This is a genomic window from Actinopolymorpha singaporensis, assembly GCF_900104745.1.
Classification (GTDB): Bacteria; Actinomycetota; Actinomycetes; order Propionibacteriales; family Actinopolymorphaceae; genus Actinopolymorpha; species Actinopolymorpha singaporensis.
Genome location: NZ_LT629732.1, coordinates 2,951,762 through 2,972,199 on the forward strand (window position 1 = coordinate 2,951,762; position 20,438 = coordinate 2,972,199).

A 20,438-nucleotide genomic window follows, 5' to 3' on the forward strand; every position below is an offset into this window, starting at 1 on the left:
TCCGACCGTGCCTGGGTTCACCCTGAGGTCGGTCCGGCATGTGAGAGACGAGTCCGCAAGCCTCGGAAGGACCCCTCTTGGCCGCTTCGCGTTCCACTGCGTCCACCACGTCCGCCCGCCCGTCCACCTCCGATCGCGTCGCCGCGCCACACCGCGTCTCGTTCGCCAAGATCAAGGAACCCGCCGAGGTTCCCGACCTGCTCGCGTTGCAGGTCGAGAGCTTCGACACCCTGGTCGGCAACGAGCGGTGGCAGGCCCGCGCGGAGAAGGCCCTCGAAGAGGGCCGTCACGACGTTCCCGACCGGTCCGGTCTGGAGGAGATCTTCGAGGAGATCTCCCCGATCGAGGACTTCTCGGGGACGATGTCCCTCTCGTTCCGCGATCACCGGTTCGAGCCGCCGAAGAACTCCGTCGACGAGTGCAAGGACCGCGACTTCACCTACGCGGCCCCGTTGTTCGTCACCGCCGAGTTCATGAACAACGAGACCGGCGAGATCAAGTCCCAGACGGTGTTCATGGGCGACTTCCCGCTCATGACCGACAAGGGAACGTTCGTGATCAACGGCACCGAGCGTGTCGTGGTCAGCCAGCTCGTCCGTTCGCCCGGTGTCTACTTCGAGCGCACGCTCGACAAGACGAGCGACAAGGACGTTTTCACAGCCAAGATGATCCCCTCGCGGGGTGCCTGGCTGGAGTTCGAGGTCGACAAGCGGGACACCGTCGGTGTCCGCCTCGACCGTAAGCGCAAGCAGAACGTCACCGTCCTCCTCAAGGCGCTCGGCTGGACCGACGCGCAGATCCTGGAGGAGTTCGGCGACTACGAGTCGATGCGTCTCACGCTGGAGAAGGACCACACCTCCGGCCAGGACGACGCGCTGCTCGACATCTACCGCAAGCTGCGGCCCGGCGAGCCCCCCACGCGGGAGGCGGCGCAGGCGCTGCTGGAGAACTACTACTTCAACCCGAAGCGGTACGACCTCGCCAAGGTCGGCCGGCACAAGATCAACAAGAAGCTCGGGTTGACGCTGCCGCACGACCAGTCGGTGCTCACCATCGACGACATCGTGGCCACGATCCGCTACCTCGTCGCGCTGCACGAGGGCCGGACGGAGCTCGACGCGCCGCAGGGTCAGATCGTCGTCGAGGACGACGACATCGACCACTTCGGCAACCGCCGGGTGCGCACGGTCGGCGAGCTGATCCAGAACCAGCTCCGCACGGGCCTGGCCCGGATGGAGCGGGTGGTCCGCGAGCGGATGACGACCCAGGACGTCGAGGCGATCACGCCGCAGACCCTGATCAACATCCGTCCGGTGGTGGCGGCGCTGAAGGAGTTCTTCGGCACCTCCCAGTCCAGCCAGTTCATGGACCAGACCAACCCGGTCGCCGGGCTGACGCACAAGCGTCGCTTCTCGGCTCTGGGCCCCGGCGGTCTGTCCCGTGACCGGGCCGGCATGGAGGTTCGCGACGTCCACCACTCCCACTACGGCCGGATGTGCCCGGTGGAGACGCCGGAAGGGCCGAACATCGGTCTGATCGGGTCGCTCGCCACCTACGGCCGGGTCAACCCGTTCGGGTTCGTGGAGACGCCCTACCGCAAGGTCGTCGACGGCCGGGTCACCGACGAGGTGGAGTACCTCACCGCCGACGAGGAGGACCGCTACGTCATCGCCCAGGCCAACGCGGTGCTGAACGACGACGGAACCTTCGCCGAGGACCGCGTGCTGGTCCGCAAGCGGCACGGTGAGGTCGACGCGATCGCCCGCGGCGAGGTTCAGTACATGGACGTCTCGCCCCGGCAGATGGTGTCGGTCGCCACGGCGATGATCCCGTTCCTCGAGCACGACGACGCCAACCGTGCGCTGATGGGTTCCAACATGCAGCGCCAGGCGGTGCCGCTGATCCGTTCCGAGGCGCCGCTCGTCGGCACCGGCATGGAGTACCGCGCCGCCGTCGACGCCGGTGACGTCGTGACCGCCGAGAAGGCCGGTGTGGTCCGTGAGGCCTGCGCCGACTTCGTGGAGGTCGCCTGCGACGACGGTACGTACCAGACGTACCGGCTGGCGAAGTTCCGGCGGTCCAACGCGGGCACCAACATCAACCAGCGTCCGCTCGTCTCCGAGGGAGACCGGGTGGAGGTCGGTTCGGTGATCGCCGACGGACCGTGCACCGACAACGCCGAGATGGCGCTCGGTCGCAACCTCCTCGTCGCGTTCATGTCGTGGCAGGGCCACAACTACGAGGACGCGATCATCCTGTCCCAGCGGATCGTCCAGGAGGACGTCCTCACCTCGATCCACATCGATCGGCACGAGGTCGACGCCCGCGACACCAAGCTGGGGCCGGAGGAGATCACCCGGGACATCCCGAACGTCTCCGAGGAGATGCTGGCCGACCTCGACGAGCGGGGCATCATCCGGATCGGTGCCGAGGTCGTCCCCGGCGACATCATCGTCGGCAAGGTCACGCCCAAGGGCGAGACCGAGCTGACGCCGGAGGAGCGGCTGCTCCGGGCGATCTTCGGTGAGAAGGCCCGCGAGGTCCGCGACACGTCGCTGAAGGTTCCGCACGGCGAGAGCGGCACGGTCATCGGTGTCCGCGTCTTCGACCGCGAGGAAGGCGACGAGCTCCCGCCGGGCGTCAACCAGCTGGTCCGGGTCGACGTGGCCCAGAAGCGCAAGGTGCAGGACGGTGACAAGCTCGCCGGCCGGCACGGGAACAAGGGTGTGATCGCCAAGATCCTGCCCGTCGAGGACATGCCGTTCCTCGAGGACGGCACCCCCGTCGACATCATCCTGAACCCGCTCGGCGTGCCGGGCCGGATGAACGTCGGCCAGGTCCTCGAGACCCACCTCGGGTGGGTCGCGAAGGCCGGCTGGCAGGTCGAGGGCGACGACGAGGAGTGGAAGACCCGGCTGGCCGGCATCGGTGCCGGCGAGGCGGAGCCTGGCACCAACGTCGCGACCCCGGTATTCGACGGCGCCCGCGAGGAGGAGATCACCGGCCTGCTCGCCTCGACGTTCCCCAACCGGGACGGCGTCCGCATGGTCGGCTCGGACGGCAAGGCGCGGCTGCTAGACGGCCGCAGCGGCGAGCCGTTCCCGGAGCCGGTGGCGGTCGGCTACATCTACATGCTGAAGCTCAACCACCTGGTCGACGACAAGATCCACTCGCGGTCGACCGGCCCGTACTCCATGATCACCCAGCAGCCACTGGGTGGTAAGGCGCAGTTCGGTGGTCAGCGCTTCGGTGAGATGGAGGTCTGGGCACTGGAGGCCTACGGCGCGGCGTTCGCGCTGCAGGAGCTCCTCACCATCAAGTCCGACGACGTGACAGGCCGGGTCAAGGTCTACGAAGCAGTCGTCAAGGGCGAGAACATCCCTGAACCGGGTATCCCGGAGTCGTTCAAGGTGCTCGTCAAGGAAATGCAGGCGCTCTGCCTCAACGTCGAAGTGCTCTCCAGCGACGGCATGGCCGTGGAGATGCGCGACAGCGAGGAGGACGTCTTCCGCGCCGCGGAGGAACTCGGAATCGACCTGACCCGGCAGGAGCCGAGCAGCGTCGAGGAAGTCTGAGGTGACGTGTGGGTGCGGTCGGTGACCCCGGCCGCACCCGCTCACCCCGAATCTGAGTAGGCCTTCAACAACTAAGGGGTTCGAGAACACAGTGCTCGACGTCAACTTCTTCGACGAGCTTCGAATCGGCCTTGCGACGGTCGACGACATCCGGCAGTGGTCACACGGAGAGGTGAAGAAGCCGGAGACCATCAACTACCGCACGCTCAAGCCCGAGAAGGACGGCCTCTTCTGCGAGAAGATCTTCGGGCCGACCCGCGACTGGGAGTGCTACTGCGGTAAGTACAAGCGTGTCCGCTTCAAGGGCATCATCTGCGAGCGCTGCGGCGTCGAGGTCACCCGCACCAAGGTGCGGCGTGAGCGGATGGGCCACATCGAGCTGGCCGCGCCGGTCACCCACATCTGGTACTTCAAGGGCGTGCCGAGCCGTCTCGGCTACCTGCTCGACCTTGCCCCCAAGGACCTCGAGAAGGTCATCTACTTCGCGGCGTACATGATCACCCGGGTCGACGACGAGGCCCGGTCCCGCGACCTGCCCTCGCTGGAGGCGCGGATCGACGTCGAGCGCAAGCAGATCGAGCAGCGCCGCGACAACGACGTCGAGACGCGGATGAAGAAGCTGGAAGAGGACCTCGCCCAGCTCGAGGCCGAGGGCGCCAAGGCCGACGCGCGCCGCAAGGTCAAGGAGGCCGCCGAGCGCGAGATCCGCCAGACCCGTGACCGTAGCCAGCGTGAGCTGGACCGTCTCGAGGAGGTCTGGACGCGGTTCAAGAACCTCAAGGTCCAAGACCTCGAGGGCGACGAGATCCTCTACCGCGAGATGCGCTCCCGGTTCGGCAAGTACTTCTCCGGCAACATGGGCGCCGCGGCGATCAAGGAGCGGCTGGAGTCGTTCGACCTCCAGGCCGAGGCGATCAACCTGCGGGAGATCATCCGCAGCGGGAAGGGACAGAAGAAGACCCGTGCCCTGAAGCGGCTCAAGGTCGTCTCGGCGTTCCTGACCACCAACAACAACCCGCTGGGCATGGTGCTCGACTGCGTGCCGGTCATCCCGCCGGACCTGCGCCCGATGGTGCAGCTCGACGGTGGCCGGTTCGCGACGAGCGACCTGAACGACCTCTACCGCCGGGTGATCAACCGGAACAACCGCCTCAAGCGACTGCTCGACCTCGGTGCGCCCGAGATCATCGTCAACAACGAGAAGCGGATGCTGCAGGAGGCCGTCGACGCGCTGTTCGACAACGGCCGCCGCGGCCGTCCGGTCACCGGGCCGGGCAACCGTCCGCTGAAGTCGCTGTCCGACATGCTCAAGGGCAAGCAGGGCCGGTTCCGCCAGAACCTCCTCGGTAAGCGCGTCGACTACTCCGGCCGTTCGGTCATCGTGGTCGGCCCGCAGCTGAAGCTGCACCAGTGCGGCCTGCCGAAGGGCATGGCGATCGAGCTCTTCAAGCCGTTCGTGATGAAGCGGCTGGTCGACCTCAACCACGCCCAGAACATCAAGAGCGCCAAGCGGATGGTCGAGCGTGCCCGTCCCGTGGTCTGGGACGTGCTCGAGGAGGTCATCGCCGAGCACCCGGTCCTGCTCAACCGGGCGCCGACGCTGCACCGGCTCGGCATCCAGGCGTTCGAGCCGCAGCTGATCGAGGGCAAGGCGATCCAGATCCACCCGCTCGTGTGTACGGCGTTCAACGCCGACTTCGACGGTGACCAGATGGCGGTGCACCTGCCGCTGTCGGCCGAGGCGCAGGCCGAGGCCCGGATCCTGATGCTCTCGACCAACAACATCCTCAAGCCGGCCGACGGCCGGCCGGTGACGATGCCGACGCAGGACATGATCATCGGCATCTTCTTCCTCACCATGGCCCGGGACAACCTGCCCGGCGAGGGACGCGCGTTCGGTTCGGTGGCCGAGGCGATGATGGCGTTCGAGCGGGGCGAGATCGCGATCCAGAGCCGGATCAAGATCCGGCTCAAGGACATCGTTCCGCCGCCCGGCGCCACCCTGCCCGAGGGCTGGGAGCCCGGTCAGCCGATCATCCTCGACACCACGCTCGGCCTGGCGCTGTTCAACGAGGTGCTGCCCGCCGACTACCCGTACGTCGACTACGAGGTCGGCAAGAAGCAGCTCGGCGTGATCGTCAACGACCTCGCGGAGCGCTACCCCAAGGTCGACGTGGCGGCGTGCCTGGACGGCCTGAAGGACGTCGGGTTCCGCTGGGCGACCCGTTCCGGCGTGACGATCTCCATCGGGGACGTCATCACGCCGGCGCGCAAGCCGGAGATCCTCGCGGGTTACGAGGAGAAGGACGCCCGGGTCCAGAAGCAGTTCGAGCGTGGCCTGATCACCGACGACGAGCGTCGCCAGGAGCTCATCGAGATCTGGACGCAGGCGACCAACGAGGTGCACCGCGAGATGGAGGAGGGGTTCGACAAGATCAACCCCATCTACATGATGGTGCACTCCGGTGCCCGCGGAAACATGATGCAGGTCCGGCAGATCGCGGCGATGCGTGGTCTGGTGGCCAACCCCAAGGGCGAGATCATCCCGCGTCCGATCAAGTCCAACTACCGTGAAGGCCTGTCCGTCGTGGAGTTCTTCATCGCCACGCACGGCGCCCGCAAGGGTCTGGCCGACACGGCGCTGCGGACGGCGGACTCGGGTTACCTCACCCGCCGGCTGGTCGACGTGAGCCAGGACGTGATCGTCCGCGAGGACGACTGCGGCAGCGAGCGCGGCCTGATCAAGCGGATCGCCACCCGCCAGCCCGACGGGACCCTCCGCAAGGAGGAGAACGTCGAGACCTCGGTCTACGCACGCGTGCTGGCCGAGGACGCGATCGGTTCCGACGGCCAGGTGGCGGCTCCGGCCGGCACCGACCTGGGGGACCAGGTGATCGACCAGCTGGTCAAGGCCGGCGTCGAGCAGCTGCGGGTTCGCAGCGTCCTCACCTGCGACTCGCGGGTCGGCGCCTGTGCGGCCTGCTACGGCCGGTCCCTGGCGAGCGGCAAACTCGTCGACATCGGTGAGGCGGTCGGCATCATCGCCGCCCAGTCGATCGGTGAGCCGGGTACCCAGCTGACCATGCGTACGTTCCACACCGGCGGTGTCGCGGGTGAGGACATCACGCACGGTCTGCCCCGGGTGGTCGAGCTGTTCGAGGCGCGCCAGCCCAAGGGGAAGGCGCCCATCGCGGAGGTCTCGGGCCGGGTTCGGATCGAGGACTCCGAGAAGAGCCGCAAGATCGTGGTCATCCCCGACGACGGCAGCGAGGAGAAGGCCTACCCCGTCTCCAAGCGTTCCCGCCTGCTCGTCGAGGAAGGCACCCACGTCGAGGTGGGCCAGCAGCTCACGCACGGTACGCCCGACCCGCAGGACGTGCTCCGCGTCCTGGGTATGCGCGCCGTCCAGCAGCACCTCGTGGACGAGGTCCAGGAGGTCTACCGCTCGCAGGGTGTGGCAATCCACGACAAGCACATCGAGACGATCGTCCGGCAGATGCTGCGACGGGTCACCGTGATCGAGTCGGGCGACTCCGAACTCCTTCCCGGCGAGCTGGCCGAGCGGATCCGGTTCGAGGAGGAGAACCGTCGCGTCGTCGCCGAAGGCGGCACGCCGGCCTCCGGTCGTCCGGTGCTCATGGGTATCACCAAGGCGTCGCTTGCGACCGACTCGTGGCTGTCGGCCGCGTCCTTCCAGGAGACCACCAAGGTCCTCACGGAGGCCGCGATCAACGGCAAGAGCGACTCGCTGCGGGGTCTGAAGGAGAACGTCATCATCGGAAAGCTCATCCCGGCTGGTACCGGCATGGACCGTTACCGCAACATCCGGGTGGAGCCGACCGAGGAGGCGAAGGCAGCGATGTACTCCATGGTGGGCTACGAGGGCTACGACGCCGACTACTCGTTCGGCGCGGGCTCCGGCGAAGCGGTCCGCCTGGAGGACTTCGACTTCGGCGGCTACACCAGCTGACCCGTTCGAGCTGTCCGGCCCGGCCGAGGGCCGGGTCGGACAGCTCGGGTCCGTGTTTCGTCGAGGTCTCGGCCCCGTTTCGGCGGGGTTTGGTCCCAATGCGCAGCAGCAGAATCGCCAGTACGACGCCGCGGGCGGCGTCCGGGCTCTCCTGAAGGGCCGGACGGCCGCCCGCGACGACTGACAGACGCACTGATTGCCGAGTAGCCCGCCCGGTCGACAAGCTGAGCCGCCCGCCCGCCGGTCAGTGCAGGTCCTGCCCCAGTCCGTCCGTCCGGCTGACGAGAAGGGGCCGGTCGGCTCGGCGCGGCGGGCGGCGCGTAGCATTCCCCGGGTGTGTAGGGTGTGCGACGGGGCCGGGAACGATCCGTTTTGACCTTCGAGGGTCATGCGGGTAATGTTCGACGTCGTGCCTGGCTGTAGCTGGGCATTCATGTGTGCCCTTGACGGGCGTGCGTGAGGTCTTCAGATCCCGTCGTTCGAGATGATCTCGGCGACTGGGCTCCGCGGCGACACACCCGACCGCGGGGGTCGCGCGGTGAGCCAGGAGACGTCGCCGCCGCGAAGACAGTCACACCGGAGAACAGTCCACCGAGCAGAAGAGGGAACGACGCGGTGCCCACGATCCAGCAGTTGGTCCGCAAGGGCCGCAAGGACAAGGTGTCCAAGAACAAGACGCCGGCGCTCAAGGGTTCGCCCCAGCGGCGCGGCGTGTGCATGCGCGTCTACACCACCACCCCTCGTAAGCCCAACTCCGCTCTGCGCAAGGTCGCCCGTGTGCGGCTGACCAGCCAGATCGAGGTCACGGCCTACATCCCCGGCGTCGGCCACAACCTCCAGGAGCACTCGATGGTGCTCGTGCGCGGTGGTCGGGTGGCGGACCTCCCCGGTGTGCGTTACAAGATCGTCCGCGGCTCCCTCGACACCCAGGGTGTGAAGGGTCGCAAGCAGGCCCGCAGCCTCTACGGCGCCAAGAAGGAGAAGAGCTAATGCCGCGCAAGGGTCCGGCTCCGAAGCGTCAGCCGATCGTCGACCCGGTCTACGCGTCGCCGCTGGTGAGTCAGCTGATCAACAAGATCCTCCGGAGCGGCAAGAAGCAGCTCGCGCAGCGCATCGTCTACACCGCGCTCGAGGGTTGCCGCGAGAAGACCGGCACCGACCCGGTGATCACCCTCAAGCGCGCGCTTGACAACGTGAAGCCGGCGCTCGAGGTCAAGAGCCGCCGCGTCGGCGGTGCGACCTACCAGGTGCCGATCGAGGTCCGCCCGGGCCGCTCGACGACGCTGGCGCTGCGCTGGCTGGTGAGCTACTCCCAGTCCCGCCGCGAGAAGGCCATGTCCGAGCGGCTGATGAACGAGATCCTGGACGCCTCCAACGGGCTCGGCGCGAGCGTCAAGCGTCGCGAGGACACCCACAAGATGGCGGAGTCCAACAAGGCGTTCGCGCACTACCGCTGGTAGACCAGGCGCCTGCTATGGGCAGGACACGCCGACACCGGCCGCACCTGCTCCCATCTGCCGACTGAACTACCGAGACCCGAGAGAACCGACTGCCTGATGGCGACCAACCTTCGCACCGTTGATCTGGCCAAGGTCCGCAACATCGGAATCATGGCCCACATCGACGCGGGCAAGACCACCACCACCGAACGAATCCTGTTCTACACCGGTATCACGTACAAGATCGGTGAAGTCCACGAGGGCGCTGCCGTCATGGACTGGATGGAGCAGGAGCAGGAGCGCGGCATCACGATCACGTCCGCCGCGACCACCTGCCACTGGAAAGACAACACGATCACGATCATCGACACCCCGGGCCACGTCGACTTCACCGTCGAGGTGGAGCGCAACCTCCGGGTGCTCGACGGTGCGGTCGCGGTGTTCGACGGCGTCGCCGGCGTCGAGCCACAGTCGGAGACGGTGTGGCGGCAGGCCGACCGGTACAAGGTCCCGCGGATCTGCTTCGTCAACAAGCTGGACCGTGTGGGCGCCGAGTTCCACCGCTGCGTCGACATGATCGTCAGCCGGCTCAACGCCACCCCCGCGGTGCTGCAGCTCCCGCTTGGTGCCGAGGCCGACTTCATCGGGGTCATCGACCTCGTGGAGCAGCGTGCCCTCACCTGGCGCGGCGAGACGCAGAAGGGCGAGGACTACGCGGTCGAGGAGATCCCGGCGTCCCACCAGGAGGCCGCGGCAGCCTGGCGTGACCGGCTGATCGAGACCGTCGCCGAGGCCGACGACGAGATCATGGAGCTCTACCTCGAGGGCGAGGAGCCTTCGGTGGAGCAGCTCAAGGCGGCGATCCGGCGAGCCACCATCGCCGACAAGATCACCCCGGTGCTGTGCGGTACGGCGTTCAAGAACAAGGGCGTGCAGCCTCTGCTCGACGCCGTGATCGACTACCTCCCGTCGCCGCTCGACGTCGGCGCCGTCCAGGGCCACTCGCTCCGGGACGAGACCGAGATCATCGAGCGCGAGCCCGACGAGGACGGCCCGCTGGCCGCGCTGGCGTTCAAGATCATGAGCGACCCGCACCTCGGCAAGCTCACCTACCTGCGCATCTACTCCGGCACGCTCACCGCCGGCACCCAGGTGCTGAACAGCACCAAGGACCGCAAAGAGCGGATCGGCAAGATCTACCGCATGCACGCCAACAAGCGTGAGGAGATCGAGAAGGCGTCCGCCGGTCAGATCGTCGCGGTGATGGGGCTGAAGCAGACCACCACCGGTGAGACGCTCTGCGGCCCGGAGGCGCCGGTCATCCTGGAGTCGATGAACTTCCCGGCTCCGGTGATCTCGGTGGCGATCGAGCCGAAGACCAAGAGCGACCAGGAGAAGCTGTCGGGCGCCATCCAGCGGCTGGCCGAGGAGGACCCGACCTTCCAGGTGCGCACCGACCAGGAGACCGGTCAGACGATCATCTCCGGGATGGGCGAGCTGCACCTGGACATCCTGGTCGACCGGATGAAGCGCGAGTTCCGCGTCGAGGCCAACGTCGGCAAGCCGCAGGTGGCCTACCGCGAGACGATCCGCAACAAGGTCGAGAAGGTCGAGTACACCCACAAGAAGCAGACGGGTGGCTCGGGTCAGTTCGGCCGGGTCATCATCGACCTGGAGCCCACGGGCGGCGAGGGCGACGGCGGCTACGAGTTCGTCAACGCCGTCACCGGTGGCCGGATCCCGCGGGAGTACATCCCCGCGGTCGACGAGGGCATCCAGGAGGCCATGGAGTTCGGCGTGCTCGCCGGCTACCCCATGGTCGACATCAAGGTCACCCTGCAGGACGGCGCCTACCACGACGTCGACTCCTCCGAGCTGGCCTTCAAGATCGCAGGCTCGATGGCGTTCAAGGAGGCGGCGCGCCGCGCCAAGCCCACCTTGCTCGAGCCGATCTTCAAGGTCGAGGTCACGACACCGGACGACTACCTCGGTGACGTGATCGGCGACATCAACAGCCGCCGCGGGCACGTCCAGAAGATGGACGAGTTCGCCGGTAACCGGGTCGTCACGGCGCTTGTTCCGCTGTCGGAGACCTTCGGGTACGTTGGCGACCTGCGAAGCAAGACCCAGGGTCGTGCCGTGCCCCACATGGAGTTCCACTCCTACGCCGAGGTTCCCAGGACCGTGGCGGAAGAGATTGTGAAGAAGGTACGGGGCGAGTAAACCCGCCCACGCCATCAGTCCGTATAGTTCCGCGCCTAGTCCGAACGGCGTAGATAGTAAGAAACCAGGAGGAGCCCGAAGTGGCGAAGGCGAAGTTCGAGCGCACTAAGCCGCACGTCAACATCGGCACCATTGGGCACATCGACCACGGCAAGACGACTCTCACCGCGGCGATCACCAAGGTGCTGCACGAGAAGATGCCGGACGTCAATCCCTTCTACGCCTTCGACCAGATCGACAAGGCGCCGGAAGAGAAGCAGCGTGGCATCACGATCACGATTGCCCACGTCGAGTACCAGACGGAGAAGCGGCACTACGCTCACGTCGACTGCCCTGGTCACGCCGACTACATCAAGAACATGATCACCGGTGCGGCGCAGATGGACGGCGCCATCCTGGTGGTCGCGGCGACCGACGGCCCGATGCCGCAGACGCGTGAGCACGTGCTGCTCGCCCGTCAGGTCGGCGTTCCCTACATCGTGGTCGCCCTGAACAAGGCCGACATGGTGGAGGACGAGGAGATCCTGGAGCTCGTCGAGCTCGAGGTCCGTGAGCTCCTCTCGTCGCAGGAGTTCCCCGGCGACGACGCTCCCGTGGTGCGCGTCTCGGCGCTGAAGGCGCTCGAGGGCGACCCGGAGTGGGCCGACAAGATCATGGAGCTCATGGCCGCCGTCGACGAGTCGGTGCCGGAGCCGCAGCGTGAGATCGACCGGCCGTTCCTGATGCCGGTCGAGGACGTCTTCACGATCACCGGTCGCGGTACGGTCGTCACCGGCCGGGTCGAGCGCGGTGTCCTCAAGGTCAACGAGGAGGTCGAGCTCGTCGGTATCCGCCCGGGCAACGCCCCCAAGACCACGGTGACCGCGGTCGAGATGTTCCGCAAGATCCTCGACGAGGCGCGCGCCGGCGAGAACGTCGGTCTGCTCCTCCGCGGTATCAAGCGCGAGGACGTCGAGCGCGGCATGGTCATCACCAAGCCGGGCAGCACCACGCCGCACACGGAGTTCGAGGCTCAGGTCTACGTGCTCTCGAAGGAGGAGGGTGGCCGTCACAAGCCCTTCTTCAACAACTACCGCCCGCAGTTCTACTTCCGGACCACGGACGTCACGGGTGTCGTCCACCTTCCGGAGGGGACCGAGATGGTCATGCCGGGCGACAACACCGAGATGCGGGTCGAGCTGATCCAGCCCATCGCGATGGAGGAGCAGCTGCGCTTCGCCATCCGTGAGGGTGGCCGCACCGTTGGTGCGGGTCAGGTCACCAAGATCATCAAGTAACACCACCAGCATGCGGGGTGGACCGCTCCCCAGCGGCCCACCCCGCTTGCTGTGAGGCCCCGATTGGTCAACAAACCGGGGACTCTGGCATACTGCTGCAGTTGCCTACGGCTGGCCGCCGTGGCGTGTTCTGGCGGGAGTTCTCTCCCCGGACACTGCCGACACGGAGGTCTCGCCCCTCGAGGGTGCGCCTGGCGCCTCGATCGCAGCCCGATCGAGGTGACGTGGAAGTCGCAGAGCAATGTTCGCGCTCGGCAGGCCGGGCCTTCGAGATTCCCCAGCGGGTCGCCTTCATGGGATCCATGCGGGCAAGGTGTGCGACACACCCGACCGCGGGGGTCGGAGGACCGACAGTCGGCGCGGGCCGCGGGGCTCCACCCGGGAGCCTGGCGGTGCAGCATCGGGCCGCGGCCAACCGGAGCGAAGCCGGAAAGGCATCTCGGGGGCGAATCGGCTCCCGGCGTACGAGAGAAGGACGCGAAACAGCCATGGCGGGACAGAAGATCCGCATCAGGCTCAAGGCCTACGACCACCAGGTCATCGACACTTCGGCGCGCAAGATCGTCGACACGGTGACCAGGACTGGCGCGAAGATCGCCGGCCCGGTGCCGCTGCCCACCGAGAAGAACGTCTTCTGCGTCATCCGCTCGCCGCACAAGCACAAGGACAGTCGCGAGCACTTCGAGATGCGGACGCACAAGCGGCTCATCGACATCATCGACCCCACGCCGAAGACGGTCGACTCGCTGATGCGACTCGACCTTCCTGCCGGCGTCGACATCGAGATCAAGCTCTGAGGGACGCACCTATGAGCAGCGTGAACAGTGTGAGCCAAGGCGCGGCCCGAGAGGTACGCGGCCTGTTGGGCGAGAAGGTCGGCATGACGCAGGTCTGGGACGACCAGAACCGCCTCGTGCCGGTGACCGTGGTCAAGGCCGGTCCGTGTGTCGTCACCCAGGTGCGCACGCCGGACCGGGATGGCTACGCGGCAGTCCAGATCGCGTACGGCGCGATCGACCCCCGCAAGGTCAACAAGCCCGAGCAGGGCCACTTCGCCAAGGCCGGCGTGACGCCGCGCCGGCACGTGGTCGAACTCCGTACGGCGAACGCCGCCTCCTTCGACACCGGCCAGGAGATCACGGCCGAGGTGTTCGAGGCGGGCGAGGACGTCGACGTGACCGCCACCAGCAAGGGCAAGGGCTTCGCCGGCGTCATGAAGCGGCACGGCTTCCACGGCCTGCGGGCGAGCCACGGTGTGGAGCGCAAGCACCGCTCCCCGGGCTCGATCGGCGCCTGCGCGACTCCCGGTCGCGTGTTCAAGGGCGTCCGGATGGCCGGCCGGATGGGCGGCGACCGGGTGACCACCCAGAACGTCACCGTCCACGCGGTGGATGCCGAGAAGGGTCTGGTGCTCCTCAAGGGCGCCGTCCCCGGCCCCCGCGGTGGTCTGGTGCTCATCCGCAACGCGGCGAAGGGAGCGGCCAAGTGACGGCGACGAGCATTGATGTCGTCGACCACACCGGCGGCAAGACCGGTTCGGTCTACCTGCCGGCGGAGATCTTCGACGTCCAGGTCAACGTGCCGCTGATCCACCAGGTGGTGGTGGCTCAGCAGGCGGCGGCCCGCCAGGGCACGCACGCCGCGAAGGGACGCTCGCAGGTGTCCGGTGGTGGCGCGAAGCCGTACCGCCAGAAGGGCACCGGCCGGGCCCGGCAGGGCTCGCGGCGCGCGCCGCAGTTCGCCGGCGGTGGTGTGGTCCACGGCCCGCAGCCGCGGTCGTACGACCAGCGCACGCCCAAGAAGATGAAGGCCGCCGCCCTGCGTGGTGCGCTGTCCGACCGGGCCCGTCACGGCCGTGTGCACGTGGTGAGCTCGCTGGTCGAGGGTGACACCCCGTCCACGAAGGCAGCGGTCGCGGCACTGGCGAAGATCACGACCGGAGCACAGCTCCTGGTCGTGGTCGACCGTGAGGACGCGCTCACCTGGCACAGCCTGCGCAACGTGCCGAGCGTGCACCTGATCGTGCCGGACCAGCTCAACACCTACGACGTGCTCACGTCGGACGAGGTGGTCTTCACCAGCGCGGCGTACGCCACCTTCACCGGCGCGAACGCGACAGACACCACGACTGAGGCAGGGGAGGACGCGTGAGCAACCTGCACAAGGACCACCGCGACGTGCTCGTCGCGCCGGTGATCAGTGAGAAGAGCTACGGCCTCCTCGACCAGAACAAGTACACGTTCCTGGTGAGCCCGAGCGCCAACAAGACCGAGATCAAGATCGCGGTCGAGAAGGTGTTCGACGTGAAGGTGACCGAAGTCAACACGCTCAACCGGCACGGCAAGCGCCGCCGTACCCGCTACGGCTGGGGTCAGCGGGCGAGCACCAAGCGAGCGATTGTCACCGTGGCCGACGGCCAGCGGATCGACATCTTCGGCGGACCGGTTTCGTAAGGCGAGGACTGACGAATGGCTATCCGTAAGTACAAGCCGACGACACCCGGTCGTCGTGGCGCGAGCGTCGCGGACTTCGCGGAGATCACGCGCACGACGCCCGAGAAGTCGCTGCTGCGCCCCCTTCCGAAGAAGGGCGGCCGCAACAACACCGGCCGGATCACGACCAGGCACCAGGGCGGCGGTCACAAGCGCGCCTACCGCCTGATCGACTTCCGGCGGTTCGACAAGGACGGCGTGCCGGCGAAGGTCGCGGAGATCGAGTACGACCCCAACCGCACCGCCCGGATCGCGCTGCTCCACTACGTGGACGGCGAGAAGCGCTACATCCTGGCTCCGGCCCGGCTCCAGCAGGGGCAGCGGGTCGAGAGCGGGGTCGGCGCCGACATCAAGCCCGGCAACAACCTTCCGCTGCGCAACATCCCGGTCGGCACCACGGTGCACGCGATCGAGCTGCGGCCCGGCGGGGGAGCCAAGATCGGTCGCTCCGCCGGTGCCAGCGTCCAGCTGGTGGCGCGCGAGGGTGCGATGGCGTCGCTGCGGATGCCCTCCGGTGAGATCCGGATGGTGGACGTGCGCTGCCGCGCCACCGTCGGCGAGGTCGGCAACGCCGAGCAGAGCAACATCTCGCTCGGCAAGGCCGGCCGCAACCGCTGGAAGGGCAAGCGGCCGTCGGTGCGCGGTGTCGTGATGAACCCCGTCGACCACCCGCTCGGTGGTGGCGAGGGCAAGTCCTCCGGTGGCCGGCACCCGGTGTCGCCCTGGGGCAAGCCCGAGGGTCGCACCCGCCGTAACAAGCCAAGTGACCGTTTGATCGTCCGTCGCCGCAAGAGCGGCAAGCGGTAAGAGGGAGCCTGAACGATGCCACGCAGCCTCAAGAAGGGCCCCTTCGTCGACGACCACCTGATCAAGAAGGTGGACGCCCAGAACGACAAGGGGAGCAAGCAGGTCATCAAGACCTGGTCGCGCCGCTCGATGATCGTGCCGGCGATGCTGGGCCACACGATCGCCGTTCACGACGGACGCAAGCACGTGCCGGTCTTCGTGACCGAGGCGATGGTCGGGCACAAGCTCGGCGAGTTCGCCCCGACGCGGACGTTCCGCGGTCACGAGAAGGATGACCGAAGGAGCCGGCGCCGGTGACCGCCACAGTCAGGAGTGACGCCATGGAAGCGGCCGTGGAGGCCAGGGCCGTCGCGCGATTCGTCCGCATCACGCCGAGGAAGGCCCGCCGGGTCGTGGAACTCATCCGCGGCCACCGGGCCGAGGACGCGGTCAACCTGCTGCGCTTCGCGCCGCAGGCAGCCAGCGAGCCGGTACTGAAGGTGCTGGAAAGCGCGATGGCGAACGCCGAGCACAACCTGCAGCTGGGCCGCGGCACTCTGCGGGTCGCTCGCGCATACGTCGACGAGGGCCCGACGATGAAGCGCTGGCGTGCCCGCGCTCAGGGTCGGCCCGGCCCGCTGGAGAAGCGGACCTGTCACATCACCGTGGTCGTGGAGCCGTCGGCAGACCAGCCGGCCGCCGGCCAGCAGAGGAACAGGAGGACCCGCTAGTGGGACAGAAGGTCAACCCGCACGGGTACCGCCTCGGAGTCACCACCGACCACAAGAGCCGGTGGTACGCCGACAAGCTCTACAAGTCCTACATCGCCGAGGACGTGGCGATCCGGCGCCTGCTCACCAAGGGCATGGACCGGGCCGGCATCTCCAAGGTCGAGATCGAGCGCACCCGTGACCGGGTTCGGGTCGACATCTACACCGCCCGTCCGGGCATCGTGATCGGCCGGCGTGGTGTCGAGGCCGACCGCATCCGCGGCGAGCTGGAGAAGCTCACCGGCAAGCAGGTGCAGATGAACGTCCTCGAGGTGAAGAACCCCGAGGTCGACGCGCAGCTGGTCGCCCAGGGCGTGGCCGAGCAGCTGGCCAGCCGGGTGGCGTTCCGCCGGGCCATGCGCAAGGCGCTGCAGAGCGCGAACAAGGCCGGCGCGCTGGGGATCAAGGTCCAGTGCTCGGGTCGCCTCGGTGGCGCCGAGATGTCGCGGTCTGAGTTCTACCGCGAGGGCCGGGTTCCGCTGCACACACTGCGCGCCGACATTGACTACGGCTTCTACGAGGCCCGTACGACGTTCGGCCGGATCGGCGTGAAGGTCTGGATCTACAAGGGCGAGGTTCCGGTGTCCCGGGCCGAGCGTGAGCAGAAGCAGATGGAGGCCCGCAACGCGGCCCAGCGTCGCCCCGGCGGCGAGCGCCCGCCGCGTGGCGGCCGGCGCGGTGGTGGCGAGCGGCGCGGTGAGCGGCGCGACAGCGGGCGGCAGCAGCAGCCCGCCGCGGCGAGCACCGAGGCGAGCGCCCCCGAGTCCGCCGGCGCGGCCTCCGGTACGACAAGCACCGGACAGGAGGGCTGACGATGCTCATCCCGCGGAAGGTCAAGCACCGCAAGCAGCACACCCCGAAGCGGCGCGGCATGGCCAAGGGCGGCACGTCGGTGGCGTTCGGTGAGTACGGCATCCAGGCCCTGGAGAGCCACTTCGTCACCAACCGGCAGATCGAGGCGGCTCGTATCGCCATGACCCGGCACATCAAGCGTGGCGGCAAGGTGTGGATCAACATCTTCCCCGACCGCCCGCTGACCAAGAAGCCGGCCGAGACCCGGATGGGTTCCGGTAAGGGTTCGCCGGAGTGGTGGATCGCCAACATCAAGCCGGGCCGGGTGATGTTCGAGCTGGCCTACCCCAACGAGCAGGTCGCTCGTGAGGCACTGCAGCGGGCGATTCACAAGCTGCCCATGAAGTGCCGCATCGTGAAGCGTGAGGCAGGTGAAGGCTGATGGCCACGACATCGAAGGCCACTGAGCTGCGCAACCTCGGCGCGGACGAGTTGGCGGACAAGCTTCGCGAGGCGAAGGAAGAGCTGTTCAACCTCCGCTTCCAGGGTGCGACCGGCCAGCTGGAAAGCCACGGCCGGCTGCGCACCGTGCGGCGGGAGATCGCGCGGATCTACACGGTGATGCGGGAGCGCGAGCTCGGCATCACCGCCGCGGTCGAGTCCGATTCGACGGCGGAGGGAGCCGCATGAGCACGAACGAAGAGGTGGGATCGGTGTCCGCCGCGCAGACGGGTGCTACCACGACCGAGCAGAAGCGTGGCTTCCGCAAGACCCGTGAGGGCCTGGTCGTCAGCGACAAGATGGACAAGACCGTTGTGGTCGAGGTCGAGGACCGCGTCAAGCACGCCCTGTACGGCAAGGTCATGCGCCGGACCAACCGGCTCAAGGCCCACGACGAGGCGAACGCGTGCGGCGTCGGCGACCGGGTGCTCCTGATGGAGACCAGGCCGCTGTCGGCGACGAAGCGCTGGCGGATCGTCGAGATTCTCGAGAAGGCCAAGTAAGGATTTCGAGCGGCATCATGCCCGCGAAGACCAGAGCCGATCGGCCATGCCGGTCGACGAAGAAGTTGGACAGCCGGCGGGGCCGGTTGGGTCGTCCGACAGGGAGACTGTGGTGATTCAGCAGGAGTCGCGACTGAAGGTCGCCGACAACACGGGAGCCAAGGAAATCTTGTGCATCCGGGTCCTCGGCGGCTCCGGTCGGCGGTACGCCGGGATCGGCGACGTGATCGTCGCCACCGTGAAGGACGCCATCCCCGGTGGCAACGTCAAGAAGGGCGAGGTCGTCAAGGCCGTCGTCGTACGCACCGTGAAGGAGCGTCGGCGTCCGGACGGGTCCTACATCCGCTTCGACGAGAACGCCGCGGTTCTGCTGAGGAACGACGGCGAACCCCGGGGGACTCGTATCTTCGGGCCGGTCGGGCGTGAACTTCGCGAGAAGCGCTACATGCGGATCATCTCGCTCGCTCCGGAGGTGCTCTAGACAATGGCGAATTCGCTGCACATCAAGAAGGGCGACCTCGTACGGGTCACCGTCGGCCGCGACCGTGGGGTCGAGGGCAAGGTGATCGAGGTGGATCCGGCCAAGGGCAGGGTCTTCGTCGAGGGCGCCAACCGCGTGAAGCGGCACACCAAGGTGGTCCAGGGCGGCGGCCGTCAGGGCACGACCGGCGGGATCGTGACGCAGGAGGCCTCCATCCCGGTCTCGAACGTCACCCTCCTGGTCGAGGTCGACGGCAAGAAGGTGCCGACCCGGGTCGGCTACGAGCGGCGTGAGGTGGAGAAGACCCGCGCCGACGGTTCGACGTACAAGGCCTTCCGCAGCGTGCGTATCGCGCGGAAGACCGGCGAGGAGATCTGATGACGGCTGCGACCGAGGAGCGCGTGCAGCCTCGCCTCAAGGCGCGCTACCGCAACGAGATTGCCGGCGCCCTGCGCAAGGAGTTCGGCTTCGCCAACCCCATGCAGGTCCCGACGGTGACCAAGGTCATCGTCAACATGGGTGTGGGTGACGCCGCTCGCGACTCCAAGCTGATCGACGGCGCGGTACGCGACCTGACGAACATCACCGGTCAGAAGCCGGCTGTCACCCGGGCGCGCAAGTCGATCGCGCAGTTCAAGCTGCGCGAGGGCATGCCGATCGGCACCCATGTGACGCTGCGTGGCGACCGGATGTGGGAGTTCCTGGACCGGCTGCTCTCCCTGGCGCTTCCGCGCATCCGCGACTTCCGTGGGCTCTCGCCCAGGCAGTTCGACGGCCGCGGCAACTACACGTTCGGCCTCACCGAGCAGGTGATGTTCCACGAGATCGACCCCGACCAGATCGACCGGTCGCGTGGCATGGACATCACCGTGGTGACGACCGCATCGAACGACGAGGAGGGGCGCGCTCTCCTCCGGCACCTCGGTTTCCCGTTCAAGGAGTCCTGACGTGGCTAAGACAGCCCTGATCAACAAGGCGAAGGCCAAGCCGAAGTTCGGCGTGCGCGCCTACACCCGTTGCCAGCGGTGCGGTCGGCCGCGTGCGGTCTTCCGTAAGTTCGGCCTCTGCCGGATCTGCCTGCGCGAGATGGGACACCGCGGCGAGCTGCCCGGTGTGACCAAGAGCAGCTGGTAAGCCGACCACAGGCATCGCCTTCCCAACTAGTCACCTCAGGTCCGGAGCCCCGGAAACCGTGGTGAGAAAGTGGCCAGACCTATGAGCATGACCGACCCGATCGCAGACATGTTGACCCGTCTGCGGAACGCCAACCGGGCCTATCACGACACGACCTCGATGCCCTACAGCAAGCTCAAGGCGGGCATCGCCGAGATCCTTCAGCAGGAGGGTTACATCGCCGGCTGGCGGGTCGAGGAGCCGGAGGCCGGCGCGGTGGGCAAGACCCTCGTGCTGCAGCTGCGCTTCGGTCCCAGCCGGGAGCGCTCCATCGCGGGCATCCGGCGGATCTCCAAGCCGGGCCTGCGGGTCTACGCGAAGTCGACCGGCCTGCCGAAGGTCCTCGGCGGACTCGGCATCGCGATCATTTCGACGTCGCAGGGGCTGCTGACAGACCGGCAGGCCACCCAGCGTCGCGTGGGCGGCGAAGTCGTCGCCTACGTGTGGTAACGGGAA

22 protein-coding genes are annotated in these 20,438 nt (G+C 67.5%); all 22 read left to right on the forward strand.

Going from position 1 to position 20,438, the window contains the following annotated elements:
• Positions 1-170: 170 nt before the first annotated feature.
• The 22 genes from rpoB to rpsH all read left to right on the forward strand — a co-directional run bounded on the left by rpoB (position 171) and on the right by rpsH (position 20,432).
• On the forward strand, positions 171-3,575 hold the full coding sequence (rpoB, locus tag BLU27_RS13435) for a DNA-directed RNA polymerase subunit beta (protein ID WP_422386102.1): 3,405 nt from the start codon (positions 171-173) through the stop codon (positions 3,573-3,575).
• Positions 3,576-3,666: 91 nt separating this feature from the next.
• Positions 3,667-7,545 carry a DNA-directed RNA polymerase subunit beta' gene (locus BLU27_RS13440; protein WP_092653793.1) on the forward strand — a complete coding sequence of 1,293 codons (3,879 nt, stop codon included), beginning with the start codon at positions 3,667-3,669 and terminating at the stop codon, positions 7,543-7,545.
• Positions 7,546-8,160: 615 nt separating this feature from the next.
• Positions 8,161-8,535, forward strand: a complete 375-nt coding sequence (gene rpsL / locus BLU27_RS13445) for a 30S ribosomal protein S12 (protein WP_092653795.1) — start codon at positions 8,161-8,163, stop codon at positions 8,533-8,535.
• A complete protein-coding gene (rpsG, locus tag BLU27_RS13450; RefSeq protein ID WP_092653797.1) occupies positions 8,535-9,005 on the forward strand; it encodes a 30S ribosomal protein S7 in 471 nt (156 codons plus the stop codon). The genes rpsL and rpsG overlap by 1 nt, the downstream gene beginning before the upstream one ends.
• Positions 9,006-9,101: 96 nt before the next feature.
• Complete coding sequence (gene fusA, locus BLU27_RS13455) at positions 9,102-11,207, forward strand: elongation factor G (RefSeq protein WP_092653799.1); 2,106 nt, start codon at positions 9,102-9,104, stop codon at positions 11,205-11,207.
• Positions 11,208-11,287: 80 nt separating this feature from the next.
• On the forward strand, positions 11,288-12,484 hold the full coding sequence (gene tuf, locus BLU27_RS13460; RefSeq protein WP_092653801.1) for an elongation factor Tu: 1,197 nt from the start codon (positions 11,288-11,290) through the stop codon (positions 12,482-12,484).
• A 488-nt stretch (positions 12,485-12,972) separates the two neighbouring features.
• On the forward strand, positions 12,973-13,281 hold the full coding sequence (rpsJ, locus tag BLU27_RS13465) for a 30S ribosomal protein S10 (RefSeq protein WP_020575534.1): 309 nt from the start codon (positions 12,973-12,975) through the stop codon (positions 13,279-13,281).
• Between the two features lie 11 nt (positions 13,282-13,292).
• A complete protein-coding gene (gene rplC, locus BLU27_RS13470) occupies positions 13,293-13,973 on the forward strand; it encodes a 50S ribosomal protein L3 (protein ID WP_092653803.1) in 681 nt (226 codons plus the stop codon).
• A complete protein-coding gene (gene rplD / locus BLU27_RS13475; RefSeq protein WP_092653805.1) occupies positions 13,970-14,635 on the forward strand; it encodes a 50S ribosomal protein L4 in 666 nt (221 codons plus the stop codon). Before rplC ends, rplD begins: the two co-directional genes overlap by 4 nt.
• Positions 14,632-14,937 carry a 50S ribosomal protein L23 gene (gene rplW, locus BLU27_RS13480; RefSeq protein ID WP_092653807.1) on the forward strand — a complete coding sequence of 102 codons (306 nt, stop codon included), beginning with the start codon at positions 14,632-14,634 and terminating at the stop codon, positions 14,935-14,937. The genes rplD and rplW overlap by 4 nt, the downstream gene beginning before the upstream one ends.
• A 15-nt stretch (positions 14,938-14,952) precedes the next feature.
• Positions 14,953-15,783, forward strand: a complete 831-nt coding sequence (gene rplB, locus BLU27_RS13485; RefSeq protein WP_092653809.1) for a 50S ribosomal protein L2 — start codon at positions 14,953-14,955, stop codon at positions 15,781-15,783.
• Between the two features lie 15 nt (positions 15,784-15,798).
• On the forward strand, positions 15,799-16,080 hold the full coding sequence (gene rpsS / locus BLU27_RS13490) for a 30S ribosomal protein S19 (protein WP_092653811.1): 282 nt from the start codon (positions 15,799-15,801) through the stop codon (positions 16,078-16,080).
• Complete coding sequence (gene rplV, locus BLU27_RS13495) at positions 16,077-16,493, forward strand: 50S ribosomal protein L22 (protein ID WP_449711641.1); 417 nt, start codon at positions 16,077-16,079, stop codon at positions 16,491-16,493. Before rpsS ends, rplV begins: the two co-directional genes overlap by 4 nt.
• On the forward strand, positions 16,493-17,344 hold the full coding sequence (gene rpsC, locus BLU27_RS13500) for a 30S ribosomal protein S3 (RefSeq protein ID WP_092653813.1): 852 nt from the start codon (positions 16,493-16,495) through the stop codon (positions 17,342-17,344). Before rplV ends, rpsC begins: the two co-directional genes overlap by 1 nt.
• A gap of 2 nt (positions 17,345-17,346) precedes the next feature.
• Positions 17,347-17,766 (forward strand): 50S ribosomal protein L16, encoded by a 420-nt coding sequence (gene rplP / locus BLU27_RS13505; RefSeq protein WP_092653815.1) that lies wholly within the window; start codon positions 17,347-17,349, stop codon positions 17,764-17,766.
• Complete coding sequence (gene rpmC / locus BLU27_RS13510) at positions 17,766-18,014, forward strand: 50S ribosomal protein L29 (protein ID WP_092653817.1); 249 nt, start codon at positions 17,766-17,768, stop codon at positions 18,012-18,014. The genes rplP and rpmC overlap by 1 nt, the downstream gene beginning before the upstream one ends.
• Entirely contained in the window at positions 18,011-18,328 is a 318-nt protein-coding gene (gene rpsQ, locus BLU27_RS13515) for a 30S ribosomal protein S17 (RefSeq protein ID WP_202884540.1), read from the forward strand. The genes rpmC and rpsQ overlap by 4 nt, the downstream gene beginning before the upstream one ends.
• Positions 18,329-18,440: 112 nt before the next feature.
• Positions 18,441-18,809, forward strand: coding sequence for a 50S ribosomal protein L14 (gene rplN, locus BLU27_RS13520; RefSeq protein WP_092653819.1), 369 nt, complete (start codon positions 18,441-18,443; stop codon positions 18,807-18,809).
• A 3-nt stretch (positions 18,810-18,812) separates the two neighbouring features.
• Positions 18,813-19,187, forward strand: a complete 375-nt coding sequence (gene rplX, locus BLU27_RS13525) for a 50S ribosomal protein L24 (protein WP_092653821.1) — start codon at positions 18,813-18,815, stop codon at positions 19,185-19,187.
• Entirely contained in the window at positions 19,187-19,756 is a 570-nt protein-coding gene (gene rplE, locus BLU27_RS13530; protein WP_092653823.1) for a 50S ribosomal protein L5, read from the forward strand. The genes rplX and rplE overlap by 1 nt, the downstream gene beginning before the upstream one ends.
• Position 19,757: 1 nt before the next feature.
• Positions 19,758-19,943 (forward strand): type Z 30S ribosomal protein S14, encoded by a 186-nt coding sequence (locus BLU27_RS13535; RefSeq protein ID WP_092653825.1) that lies wholly within the window; start codon positions 19,758-19,760, stop codon positions 19,941-19,943.
• An 81-nt stretch (positions 19,944-20,024) separates the two neighbouring features.
• Positions 20,025-20,432: a 30S ribosomal protein S8 gene (gene rpsH / locus BLU27_RS13540; RefSeq protein ID WP_092653827.1), complete on the forward strand. Its 408-nt coding sequence runs from the start codon at positions 20,025-20,027 to the stop codon at positions 20,430-20,432.
• The last annotated feature ends 6 nt before the right edge of the window (positions 20,433-20,438 follow it).

Bases quoted from the DNA above. Each gene is read 5' to 3' on its own strand.
- rpsG (WP_092653797.1), top strand. From the start codon at position 8,535: ATGCCGCGCAAGGGTCCGGCTCCGAAGCGTCAGCCGATCGTCGACCCG.
- fusA (WP_092653799.1), top strand. From the start codon at position 9,102: ATGGCGACCAACCTTCGCACCGTTGATCTGGCCAAGGTCCGCAACATC.
- rpsJ (WP_020575534.1), top strand. From the start codon at position 12,973: ATGGCGGGACAGAAGATCCGCATCAGGCTCAAGGCCTACGACCACCAG.
- rplC (WP_092653803.1), top strand. From the start codon at position 13,293: ATGAGCAGCGTGAACAGTGTGAGCCAAGGCGCGGCCCGAGAGGTACGC.
- rplB (WP_092653809.1), top strand. From the start codon at position 14,953: ATGGCTATCCGTAAGTACAAGCCGACGACACCCGGTCGTCGTGGCGCG.
- rpsS (WP_092653811.1), top strand. From the start codon at position 15,799: ATGCCACGCAGCCTCAAGAAGGGCCCCTTCGTCGACGACCACCTGATC.
- rplP (WP_092653815.1), top strand. From the start codon at position 17,347: ATGCTCATCCCGCGGAAGGTCAAGCACCGCAAGCAGCACACCCCGAAG.
- rpmC (WP_092653817.1), top strand. From the start codon at position 17,766: ATGGCCACGACATCGAAGGCCACTGAGCTGCGCAACCTCGGCGCGGAC.
- rpsQ (WP_202884540.1), top strand. From the start codon at position 18,011: ATGAGCACGAACGAAGAGGTGGGATCGGTGTCCGCCGCGCAGACGGGT.
- rplX (WP_092653821.1), top strand. From the start codon at position 18,813: ATGGCGAATTCGCTGCACATCAAGAAGGGCGACCTCGTACGGGTCACC.
- rplE (WP_092653823.1), top strand. From the start codon at position 19,187: ATGACGGCTGCGACCGAGGAGCGCGTGCAGCCTCGCCTCAAGGCGCGC.
- rpsH (WP_092653827.1), top strand. From the start codon at position 20,025: ATGAGCATGACCGACCCGATCGCAGACATGTTGACCCGTCTGCGGAAC.